This is a genomic window from Oligoflexus sp., from assembly GCF_035638955.1.
Classification (GTDB): Bacteria; Bdellovibrionota_B; Oligoflexia; order Oligoflexales; family Oligoflexaceae; genus Oligoflexus.
On sequence record NZ_DASQYZ010000060.1, the window covers coordinates 1 to 11,928 of the forward strand.

Consider the following 11,928-nt stretch of genomic DNA (forward strand, 5'->3'; position numbering starts at 1 on the left):
GTAATGATTCTGAAGTTGCTGAACCCACAAGCTTTTTGTCTTTGGATGTCTGGGACATGGATGAAGCCTCATTTCCGCCACTTTCATTATACTAATTTATCGGCAGAAACTGTCTCATACTTGGCTGAGATATAGGGGGGCCGCCAGGCTCCACTGGGTTCGGGAAGACCAAACTGACGCGCGGCACCTAGCAGAATCTTTGTGTGGTAAATCTCCTCATGCGTCAGAATTCGCTCCACCTGATCGGTGATGTCCGACGTTTCCGGCCGCGCATGGCGGGACTTGCTGATGACTTCCACTCCATAGGCTTCGCCGGCGTTCACTTTGGTGAAAGCGAGCAATGCAACGGCAGCTTTGGAAAGGGGGTCACTCGGATGAAAGCGGACATAATTGCGTTCAAAGCTTTCCTGGCAAACCACGCCTCGATGTTGAGCGGAAGTTGCCGCAGCGGAATCCAACCACGCCTCGCGTTTTACGAAGCCTGTGTCAGGGTCGGTGCCGCCATTGCGTTGATCCAGAAAACGGGCATATTCACTGAGAATTTGATCGCGCTGGCCAACATCCGGCGCTGAATAAAAGCTTTTTGCGTGTTGGATTCCTGCAGTTGCCATAGTGATCCTCTCGATGGGAGAAGTTTGCTGCTCCATCGTCATGCAAGAATGATGATAAGACGATGAACGATGTAGAATCAGATTCTCAAGTCGAAATGTTTGCATTAGGTTTCGTCGCAGATGCAGCGTCCGCCTAGGCGTCTCAACTCACACTCACGGGAATTGTAAATGAATCGTAAAACCTTTTTCGCTGCATCCATTTATCTTTTGTCATCGCTGGTGTTCGGTGCGGATCAACAGACGACGGGCGTCCACGAACTTCTGGAGATTGGTGAACTGCCGACCCGCAATGTTCAAGTGGTCTGGCATCTGGCTAATAGCTTCACAGTTTGAAGAAGACCATCGACAGGAGATTGCAACACCAGCGCATCCTGTGAAACGATACCCGGGCTGCAGGTGGAGCCATATCTGCTGTCACAGCGGTGACTCCGCCTCTTTGATTGGGAAGTTTTTCAACCCTTATTGAGCCTTCTTGAATTGATCCGCCGCCCATCCTATGTCTACATCCAGGTAGGAAAATTCATACGTTTGTAGCCATGGGACGACAGCCCTGTGCAGTATCGGCACCTGTCGAGAGAAGGCAGCCTGTGATGGTCGGCTTAAAGCACTGGTTCGCCATCGCCTGTTTAGGCCTGATGTTTTCGTGTGGATTAGTGCCTCAAATCACAAATCAAACGCAGGGGACCAGCCCGGGTCTGACTCGAACCAATCTGGCCCCGGAATCGACGGATGCCTGGCGGAGTTTTTGTCTCGTCCCTGGCTGCGCTCATCCTCATTGGTGGCTTAATAGCTCAGGAGAGATGGAGCTTAAGGCCCAGTCGACCGGCCTGCAAGGGATCCTGATGAAGGTTCCTCTTCAGGGGCATTTTACCAATGAGGCCCGCTTGCATTTGGGCGACAATCGAGCACTTGCTCGTGGATTGATTCTGTTTCCTGTTCAATCGTCGATCGGTGCCCCGCAGCCTGATCTTGATACCTATCTTGCGCTGATGCTGGATCGCGATGATCAGGGCCATTGGCGAATCAAAGCCCGCGATCGGCAAACCCTAGCCGACGGCAGCCGGCAGGAGCAGGTCCTGGATCGAACGGGTCGTTTGAGTCCCTGGGAACAAGCGCGGCGCTACGAAGCGATTCTTGATGGAACGTTCAGCCCAGCAGGTTCTCTGCGCAATGATTTTCGCGTTCCCTTCAAAGAGTCCAGTGGTCAGCTCAAAATGTTTCATCATGTGTCCTCACTCCAGGATGGCAAGGAGCAGCCTTTTTTCCATCTTGCTTATGCTGTGAGAAAGCACTTGATGCCCACCATAGGACCGGCGGAAGGCTGGATGAATCTGGCGCCGGTCCCGTCCTGGGCGGACAAGGCGCAACATTACTTTATAGGGCTGGTGCTGGACGCCCATAAGGCTGGTGATCAGGTGCGCTTTCGGGATATGCAAACGTATCGGCTTCCCAGCAGTGAACCTGCGCAGGAAAGCCAGACCTTCGAGGTCACCCAAAAATCGTATCATTGGTCGGGCTTCGCAGGCGATGCGTGGCAGGTTCAATTCGGTCGTCGTTGGCCGGCTTCCAGGCGGTATCGTCTGGTTTTCTGGTCGGAACTGAACAACGTCCCCGCCTGGCACATCAATGATCAACTTCTGGTGACGAATTCGTTCGTTGAACTATGGCCTGAAAATCGGCAGAAATCACCCGGTTGTTTCGAAGCCATGGCCGACAACCTTCGCTGGAATAATGAAGTCAGGATTATCGCGGATCATCCTGCCCGAAAGATCATTCACTGGCGTTCGTATCTGATGAACCCGGCCTATCAAACGATTGCCCAGACTTTGGGAAAGGAACCGAAACGCGGTCTTGAGGCCCAGGCCCGCAGCGACGAATACTGGACCATTTATCCAGACGGCTCAACCTTCCGCGAGATTGTCTATTCCCCTGACGACGAGGGCTACGGTGCCAACGCTTTTGAAATCGCTGAACTCTCCATCATTGCAGGCTCACGTTCCAATCCAGAACATCATGCCCAGCCTGGTGCCTCGCTCGAACTGTGGAACCCGATGAAAGCCGAAAGTTTTCGCTTTCGGCCCAGTCAGGGGCGTGACATGGATGGAAAATCCTATTCCAAAGGCCAGGCCCCCTTCGATCGTTGGGAGCATCTGGCCGCGGTGGTTCGGGTCAAAGACGGCGACGACCACGCGCCTTATATCTACAGTGCCTTTGCCCAGGCGGGATCCGCGCCGCATGTATCCGGTGCGTATCCTCTGATTTATGATGTCTCGTGGCACGGCTATGAATGGCAATTCTCACACTGGCCCATCCATCGTGAGCCTTACGAGTATCACGATCAAACGCGGACGACCTGGGATGCTCAGGTCAGTCACTCTTCGCTGGTTTCTGTGCAGGTCAGCCACGGCGGTCGATCGCCAGGCCCCAAAAGTTTCGTATCCCTGTTGGGCATCCATCCCGATCCTCACGTGATCAGCTCCCGTATCCAGGAGTGGGCCTATCCTCCTCTTGTGCACAATCTTCAAGGCTGTGACAGCCCTTCGCACAATCCACGGCGAGGCCATCTGGAACTGCAGTGGAACAATTCCCCTTGCAGCTTTGAGCTGACATCCCGATTGAAGGATCGTGATGCGATGCCTTTGGTTTTGGTGCTTCGCGATGTCCAGCCCCATCAACTCCTGAAGCTGTTCGTCAACGGCAAGGAAGCCGCCCCCGATCTTTGGTCCATGGGCTATGAGTATGAGGACCGTCAATCCCGGGCCGTTCTCTATATTGATCCCCAGCCTGGCGGCATTCGCAGCATAACCGTGCGTTAGCCCCTGCCTATCCTGAGTTCTCAAGCATCCGCGCAACCCGTTTAATTCCCAGGATAAATTATTTTTATCGGCGCAAGATCAGTCAATCATGGCTGACAAAGATGTCATATATACACGTCACAAGAACGCCGAAACGACAGTTTACTCCTTCTGATTCATCCAGCTGATTTTCTCCTCGCTGCAATATTGACCTAGCTTCGTCTTCCTGGCGGCGTGCACTGTCAGTTTTCAGTAAGAGCAATCTGGATCAATTTTTATCGCCATACTTTCAATCCATTCAGGAGATCTTTTCCATGATGACCAAGCAAATTTTATCTCTGAGCCTTTTGACCTTTATCCTTCAGGGCTGCGGTGACACCCAGGACGAAAAAAATCTGAAACGTCGCAACAACGAACTGGCTCGGCAGAATGCTGAGCTGATCAGTGACAAGGCCCAGACGACGGCTGAACTTGAAGCTGCGGAAAAGAACGGAGCAACAGCGGCAGGCGACCTTGCCAAAGCTCAGCAGGATTTGGAAAAGGCTACAAAAGAGCTTGGAACTGTCAAAGACGCAAAAACTGCGGCTGAGAAAGCCAAGTCCAAACTCGAAACCGAGTTGGCAGACAAGAAAAAAGTCGCCCTGGACCTGAATGCCCAAATTAAAACCAAAGATAATTTAATTGCCGAAAAGGAAGCCAAGATCACGGAACTGCGGACAACCTTGGCCAGCAGCCCTGAGATCGATAGCCTCCGCGCCGAAATCACCAAGCTGCAAGGCGAGCGTGATGATCTTAAAACCGCTGTGGCGAACGCAGAAGCCGCTGCAACCGATGCAGCTGCCGAATTGCAGGCCGCTCAAGGTACGATCGCGGATCTGGAAGCGCGCCTGGCAAGAATTCTTCAGAACAGCCTGGCTGACGTTCGCGGCCTGTGGCTGAACCAGGACGAAGTCACCGCTATTGCCAATGTCGACTGTTATCAGTTTGTCCATGTGGGTGCGAATGGTGGCTTTGCTCAAGCTGTGGCTTGCGCGGATGGCCGCGTGCAAATTCAAAAGCACGTGTTTGATCGTTTCAGCGCGTCCGCTGTCCCTGTCCAAATTGAAAACGATTACATGGCCAAGTACGGTTTCGCCATTGACGGCGTTGTGTCCAAGAGCACCTGCCAGGACCCAGCGAATTCTATCTTGAAAGCTGGCAACCGCCTGGTCTTTGAAATGACTCGCCAGGATTTTGCGTACCGATACGGTAATCTGATTTCCAAGAACCTGGTGGTTCCCAATGCTGATGGTTTCAGAGGTTTCATCAACGGCGCCTTGAACTTCAAAGACAATAATTTCAATTACCCGCAGATGGCTGCCGTCGCCAACGAACCAGACGCCTCACCCTTGGACAAAGCCGCTGCGGCGTTTATTGGTGGTTTGGAGAGCCAAGGCACGAACATCAGCTTGGGATGCTTCGACGCCAACGGCGTTTTTACGGCAGCTTCATTTAACTAATCTCAAATATTTAAAGGATAATATTTATGAAAAAGACCATAAGCATCTTCACTCTCCTCGCCATCGCCCTAGGTTGCGCTCCTGGATCGAACAATTCCGGTCTGAATCAAGCCTTTGATGGTGAAAATCAAGTGAATAAGAATGGCTACGCTGGCGCTCTGGACTACGAAACATTGAAACATGGTTTCTCAGCAACGACTGAACGTACGCCGTGGACCGATACGTACTGGCCAAGTGTAAACAAAGGGCTTTCCTATCGCTGGGCTCAGCTCATGACCAATCCGACATCGGAAATTGGCCTTGTGGACTTCCTCGACACGCATTTGACAGAAGTCGGCAAAGACAAACCCAGCGTTCTGTTGTCACCAGCTGAAAAGTACGATTTAATCTATCGCTGGCGCCACACCAAGGAATTAACCAGTGAAACCCTGGCGGCTTTGCGTACGAAACTGACTGAAAAAGAAACCGAGATCAAGGCGACCGAGGACCTTGTGCAAAAGCGTGCTGCAGTCGGCCAGATGAATCTCGCTTTAAGAGAAAACAGTCCCGTGCTGCAATCCGTTTTGCCCTTGTCAAAAGACGGATGGGAAACCTGGACGAATCGCACATCGTCCTCGTCTTACAAGTACCTGAATCAAGATGGAACTGGTGACGAGTGGGGCTGGGAAGGCTTGTGCCATGGTTGGGCACCGGCCGCTCTTTTCTCAGAAGCGCCGAAGCACGCTGTTAAAGTGAAGCTGGATAATAAGGAAGTCTTGATCACGGAAGGTGATATTCGTGGCCTGCTCACTTATTCCTGGGCAAACTACTCGCCGCGCAAGGATCAGTATTTCATCGGTCGTCGCTGTAACCTGGACGTTGGCAATGAAGACAGTCGTGGACCAGTGGACGCATCAGGTCGCAATATCTACGGGAGCTTGCAGAAGAAAGCTAGCGACGCCAAGATCAACTTCTCTTTGGTCGAGGAAATTTCTCCCGAGTGGCTCAACACAAGCTGGATCTACGGCATCTTTAAAGGCAACGCTTATTTCCGCGTTTATAACGTAAGCTTGCACGATGGCCGCGGAAAGTCATCCTATCTGTTTGAGCTGAATTACTTTGATGAGACCAGCGGACAGTGGGGTCAAATGAATTACCACACGGATCGCCTGGCGCCCATCAAAGCCTTTGTGAGCGATCGGAACGCTGTGCAACCAGAAACACTGGCCTCCGTTGAAATCAATGGTTGTGGTGACGTGAATCCCGCCGCCCTGCACACAACTGTTCTTAAGGCTTTGCAGGAAGACAAGATTGGTTTTGTCATCGACAGAACCCAGAGTGGTCAGGTTTGGAACCAGCCGGTTCATTCGGCTCAAGTTAACGTGAAGCCCAGCAAAACCACAGCGCAGGCTATCCTGGAATACCCCGGCCTTGTCAAGCGTCTCGCTCCCGGTGCCGTCACAGTCGCTGAAGTGAACGTGAAACTGAAGTGGTCGTATGAGCCCCAGGGTCCCAGCATGAACTACACACCTGAGTATGACTTGCGTTATGCCCAGGGCCCGTCTGACCTTCAGTATGTCCTGGAATTTGATGCCCAAGGCAAGTTGATCGGCGGTGAATGGGGAACGTTGGCTCAAGCCCAGCCCACCAGTCAGGTTCCTGATTTTATCTACGGCTTTAAGAAAGATTCCAAGCCGATCGATAATCTCCAGACCGGTTTTGATTTCAGCGGTATCATCGGTCAGATCCATAGCTGTTCGTTGAAAGAGACAGCAGATGGCACCGAAACGGTCAACGGCTCACGCTTGACTTATGTGAACTGCGAAATGAGCAAAGCTGCTCCGTAACGATTCGCCTGACCGACAAGTGGCGCCTGACCGACAAGTGGTGCCTGACCGACCAAAGCGCCGCAACCTCAACGGTTGTGGCGCTTTGCATTTTCCCGTAAATGATCCAGGTCGGCATCCCAATCTTTCTGATCATACAAGGAATAAACCAGGTCGCAGAAGAAGGGAATAGTCCCTTCAGACTCTTTGGCATTTTTCAGAGCCAAAAATTCCTCAATAAATTTCATAATCAGAGCTTTCAGTTGCGGAACGACATCAGCGCGAACCGCCCCAGTCGCATGCATGATGCTCGCGCCAGATGTGCCTAACAGGGGCTTATTAAAATGTTCCACCGAAAGCTTCACCTGCTCCAGCGCGTGATCGGATGATGGGAAGACCCAATCCCTCTGGTGGTAACGTATCCCACCCTGCCCATCCTCGGCAAGGAGACCGGCGTTGATCATTTCCTCAAGGGCTTCGAGCCCGATTTCACCCGCGATCCTTTGAATGGTAGGTCGGTTCGTCCCGGCAAGGGTTGCGGCCATGTTAAAGATTCGGTTGTGCGGTTCCAGGGTAATATAGCGCTGGAAGGACTCCTCGATAGGAAGTTCGGGGAGCTGGGGCTGGGAGCATTCGTCGATCAGTTCCCCTAGGGTCGGAAAATGTTTTCTAAGAAACTCGACGCGCTCAGGCACGGTAAGGATGACCTCAACGATCGCCAGGGCGGTAAAGGGATGAGGGGCACTCTTATTCTGTACAATACGTCGAATCGTGGAGTACGCGATACGACTCCGCCTGGAAAGGCTCGACAGGCTGCGATTTTTGTTGCCGCCGAGCCAGGCTTCGATGGCCTGGATGAGATCATCGAGGAGTGCGTTTTCATTCACCATGGTTCACCTGTGGTTTCATGAACCCTAAGAAGAACCATAGTCGGTGTTATTTTTCAAACCCAATCGCAAAGCCGCGTCCGGCTGTCCAGGAATCTGGAACGATGTCCAGATCCTTGGACTGCGCCGCATACGTCAAACGATGTCATGACCACGCCGTAGTTTACCGGGCTCTGGCCTCTTACAGGGCAAAGATAAGTCCTAATGTGAGGTCCTGCGTCGTCAGTGTATTGTTCTTGGATTTCGAGCTAGATTCATAAGACACACTGTGAGTTTCATTGCTGACGTTGGATTTGGTTTTTGCCTCGAACGTTCCTTTGGCGATGGTGTCGGAATATTTGTATTCTGCGATGAGGCTCATGCTCTCGCTTAGGGGAAAGCTGGCACCCAAGCCCACATCGTAATTTCCAACGTTTATGGTTGGATACCCGCCCGCTTGCCCATTATAATCGATGCTTTCATAGCCGAATGAATAACTCGTTTCATACAACCTCAGTTTGAGGCTACGCAAGCTGAATCCGATTAAACCATAAACTTTAAATGACTCCATCTGGGCTACCGGAACCTGGGCTGACAAACCGAGACCCAGTAAATCGATCTTTGCCCCAGTGCTGTAGTAGCGGGAAAAATCCAAATCGGAAACCAGATTGAAACTCTCCATGGCATACATGAAGCGCAGCCCCTGCACCGTTGAGTTGAAAAATGCTGTGCTGGCGCTGTCGTCTTTCTCATACTCATATTCAAGCGGAATAGGGCCCGTATTCTCGGCCGAGGTGGAGTAACTGATATACTCCGTGCCTTTACTATGGAATTTTAAATTCTGATGACCAACACGTGGTGCCAAGGACCATCCTTCTGCTTGAGCTGATGTGGACATGATCATGAGCAGTATGCTGGCGCAGAACTTCATAGTGATTTCCCTTTAGATTGAAAAACTATCACTCGTTATGCAATCACGAGGCCACGTTGCCTGCGGTTAGTTTTACTTAATCATCTTTGAAAACAGACCTTTTCAAGTCTTTCAAAGCGTAATGATTGGGAAATAATTTTCAATTCTTGAACAGTGAATATTTTTATGGCAGCTGGAATGGAACGCCTATGAGTAGTCCTGCGAACTTTATCAATGCTGCAGAATCAGCTATCCATAATTCAGTTTTCTTTAAACCCATATCTTTACATCTCTGAGGTTTCACCGATGACAGTTTCACGAATACTGGCAATATTTGCCATAGGCTTTCTCATGCCTTGGACCTATGTCTATGCCGCCGATCCCAACCCTTTGATGACACCGTGGGCGGTTGAAGTTGATGAAAATCAAGTCTTACCGGAATATCCGCGACCGCAGATGGTCCGTAAGTCGTGGTTGAATCTGAATGGTCTCTGGGATTACGCCATCGCTCCTGTGGCCCAGGAACGGGTGAATGAATTTGAAGGAAAAATTCTTGTCCCGTTTGCGGTCGAGTCGGCTCTGTCCCGAGTGCAGCGATCGGTCGGCAGCCAGCATAACCTTTGGTACGAAAGGAAGTTTCAAATCCCGGCGGCGTGGAGCGGCCAAAGGATTAAACTGCATTTTGGGGCTGTGGACTGGTCCACCCAGGTCTGGGTGAACGGCAAACCTGTGGGGCGGCATCAGGGTGGCTTTACGCCTTTTTCGTTCGATATTACGGATGCCCTGGTCGCGAAATCCGAGCAGACCATCACACTGAGGGTGTGGGATCCCACCGACGAAGGCCTGCAACCCGTGGGAAAACAGACGAACAACCCTGGAGGCATTTGGTATACGAGCGTCACAGGAATTTGGCAGACGGTATGGCTCGAACCCGTGCCCGTTTCGTCGATTGACCGGCTTCATGTTGTCCCAGACATTGACCGGGAAACTCTTCAAGTTCAGATCCAGGGCCAGCAATTGGAGGGGATGAACATTAAGGTGACAGCCTACGATCAGGGGCGGGAAATAGCGGTATCCGAAGGCATCTATCAGAAGGCTGCCTCGACCCTGACTATTCCATCCCCGAAGCTGTGGTCGCCTCGCCATCCCTTTCTCTATGACCTGCGGGTCACGGTCAGTAGAAAGGGTCAGATCATGGATGAAGTCACCAGTTATTTTGCGATGCGTAAAATCAGTCTTGGCGTTGATGCTCAGGGTCGAACACGCATTATGCTCAACCATGAGGCTTTGTTTCAATACGGCCTCCTGGATCAGGGCTGGTGGCCCGACGGCCTTTACACGGCGCCCACTGAAGACGCCATGGTGCATGATATCAAATTCGCTCAGCAGGCTGGATTTAACATGCTGCGCAAGCACGTGAAGGTGGAGCCGGCTCGCTGGTATTACAACTGCGATCGCATGGGTATGATCGTCTGGCAGGATATGCCGAGCAGTCGTAATCAGGATAAAAGTTCAGGCGCCCAATTTGAATATGAGCTTCGGGAGATGGTGGAGGCTTTGCATCCCTTTCCCAGCATTGTGATGTGGGTGCTCTTTAATGAGGGATGGGGGCAATACGATACGCCCCGCCTGACCAACGAGTTGAAAATCCTTGATCCCACACGTCTGGTGAATAGCGCCAGTGGTTGGGATGATTTCAAAGTGGGTGACATTAACGATATCCATCGCTATCCAGGCCCTGCGCGACCCGAACTTGAGACGCAACGCGCCGCGGTGCTGGGTGAATTTGGAGGCCTGGGCCTGCCTATAAAAGGGCATCTATGGAAGGACCAGGATAGCTGGGGCTATGAAACGTATCTCACTAAGGATGCGCTGCAGACGGCTTATGCAGACCTGATACAGGACCTGCGGGTTTTGATTCAGGAGGGGTTGTCAGCGGCCATCTATACTCAGATCACCGATGTTGAGGTCGAGGTCAACGGCTGGATGACCTACGATCGTCGCGAGTTGAAAGCGGATACGAACCTGCTCTTCGACTTGCATCGTGACCTCTATTTTGAGCCGACTCGGGTGGCCCGTCGCCAGGCACTTTGAATCCATAGGGTGCTCTCCCGAGCACCCATTCTTTAGTCTGTCAAAAATTTGTAGACGGACATCGATTGATAGGTTGCTCCTGGGCGAAGGATTATGGATGGAAAATTGGGATGATTCACAGCATCTGGAAAATGCTGTGTTTCCAAGCAAAAAGCTGCATGCTTTTGGTAAACTTGGCCGTATTTTCCGGTGATCGTGCCATCCAGAAAATTCCCCGAATAAAACTGAACGCCCGGTTCTGTCGTCCTTACCTCCATCACACGACCACTTTGCGGTCCACGGACACGTGCGGCCAGCTTCATCGATGGTTTCTTATCGGTCAGGACATAATTATGATCATAGCCTCCAGGGTCACCCTGCAGTTGATCGATGCGGGAGCCTATCGTCTGGGGCCTGGTGAAATCCATGGGAGTGCCTGCCACCGGGGCGATCTCACCGGTTGGGATCAGGGTCTCGTCCACTGGGGTGTAATGGTCCGCTGCCAGGCGTAATTCGTGGTCGAGAATGTTGGCCGAGCCATCCAGGTTCCAGTAGCTGTGATTGGTAAGATTAACAGGTGTTGCCTGGTCGGTCTCCGCCGTGTACTCTATCTTTAATTCGTTGTCGTCGGTAAGAGTGTACACCACAGTGGTATTGAGGTTGCCGGGATAACCTTCCTCGCCATCAGGGCTCAGATAATTGAATTTGACCGCGCTACCGTTCGCGACTTCAAGTGGTTCGGCTTCCCAGACCACCTTATCAAAACCCTGGTTGCCTCCATGCAGACTATTGGGTCCATTATTGGTGGCGAGGGTATACTCTTTGCCGTCCAGGGTAAATTTTCCATTCGCAATCCGGTTGGCGACACGACCGATCGTGGCTCCAAAATAGGGACTCTCACCCAAATATCCCTCCAGATTTTCAAATCCCAGAACCACATCCGCAAACTGACCTTGGCGGTCCGGGACCCAGAGCTCAGTAAGAATCGCGCCATACGTTATAATCCTGGCGGCCATACCGTTCTTGTTTTTGAGCGTATAGCTGTCGATCCGGGTTCCATCGGCAAGCTGCCCGTACGGATTCTTAGTGATTTGCGGGTTCGGTGGGGTTTGGGTCGGTGATGACGATTTCGCAGCCACAAAACTCAGAGAAGCCAGCGATATAAGGAGCGTCGAGGATGTCCAATAGGAAAAAGTTTTGGGGTTCACGGTATAACTCCACAAGGGTGTTCGGCTCGGTAGATCCCGAGCATGGCCTTTGTAGAAAATACCTTTCTTAAACTGCGCATCCAATCCAGGGTATTGACCATTCCAAGGAAGCGCGTCAACAATGAGCATCCTCGCAGGGGTCTGTCCCTTGCGTGCGCCAA

General features: G+C 51.8%; 9 protein-coding genes. 5 read left to right on the plus strand and 4 right to left on the minus strand.

The window, feature by feature from the left end:
- Positions 1–86 precede the first annotated feature (86 nt).
- Positions 87–611 carry a hypothetical protein gene (locus VE954_RS06030; protein ID WP_324950689.1) on the minus strand — a complete coding sequence of 175 codons (525 nt, stop codon included), beginning with the start codon at positions 609–611 and terminating at the stop codon, positions 87–89.
- 168 nt (positions 612–779) lie between these two features.
- Here VE954_RS06030 and VE954_RS06035 point away from each other — a divergent pair, with 168 nt between their 5' ends.
- From VE954_RS06035 to VE954_RS06050, 4 genes are all read left to right on the plus strand, one after another.
- On the plus strand, positions 780–944 hold the full coding sequence (locus VE954_RS06035; RefSeq protein ID WP_324950691.1) for a hypothetical protein: 165 nt from the start codon (positions 780–782) through the stop codon (positions 942–944).
- Between the two features lie 254 nt (positions 945–1,198).
- Complete coding sequence (locus tag VE954_RS06040) at positions 1,199–3,427, plus strand: hypothetical protein (protein ID WP_324950693.1); 2,229 nt, start codon at positions 1,199–1,201, stop codon at positions 3,425–3,427.
- Positions 3,428–3,720: 293 nt separating this feature from the next.
- Positions 3,721–4,905, plus strand: coding sequence for a hypothetical protein (locus tag VE954_RS06045; protein ID WP_324950695.1), 1,185 nt, complete (start codon positions 3,721–3,723; stop codon positions 4,903–4,905).
- A gap of 26 nt (positions 4,906–4,931) precedes the next feature.
- On the plus strand, positions 4,932–6,731 hold the full coding sequence (locus VE954_RS06050) for a hypothetical protein (protein WP_324950697.1): 1,800 nt from the start codon (positions 4,932–4,934) through the stop codon (positions 6,729–6,731).
- Between the two features lie 68 nt (positions 6,732–6,799).
- On the opposite strand, the gene VE954_RS06055 is transcribed toward VE954_RS06050, so the two are convergent.
- Positions 6,800–7,600 carry a hypothetical protein gene (locus VE954_RS06055; protein WP_324950699.1) on the minus strand — a complete coding sequence of 267 codons (801 nt, stop codon included), beginning with the start codon at positions 7,598–7,600 and terminating at the stop codon, positions 6,800–6,802.
- Between the two features lie 178 nt (positions 7,601–7,778).
- A complete protein-coding gene (locus VE954_RS06060; RefSeq protein ID WP_414698974.1) occupies positions 7,779–8,507 on the minus strand; it encodes an outer membrane protein in 729 nt (242 codons plus the stop codon).
- Between the two features lie 285 nt (positions 8,508–8,792).
- Between VE954_RS06060 and VE954_RS06065 the strand changes: the two genes are divergently transcribed.
- Positions 8,793–10,580 carry a glycoside hydrolase family 2 protein gene (locus VE954_RS06065; RefSeq protein ID WP_324950703.1) on the plus strand — a complete coding sequence of 596 codons (1,788 nt, stop codon included), beginning with the start codon at positions 8,793–8,795 and terminating at the stop codon, positions 10,578–10,580.
- 32 nt (positions 10,581–10,612) lie between these two features.
- On the opposite strand, the gene VE954_RS06070 is transcribed toward VE954_RS06065, so the two are convergent.
- A complete protein-coding gene (locus VE954_RS06070) occupies positions 10,613–11,767 on the minus strand; it encodes an aldose epimerase family protein (RefSeq protein ID WP_324950705.1) in 1,155 nt (384 codons plus the stop codon).
- Between the last annotated feature and the right edge of the window lie 161 nt (positions 11,768–11,928).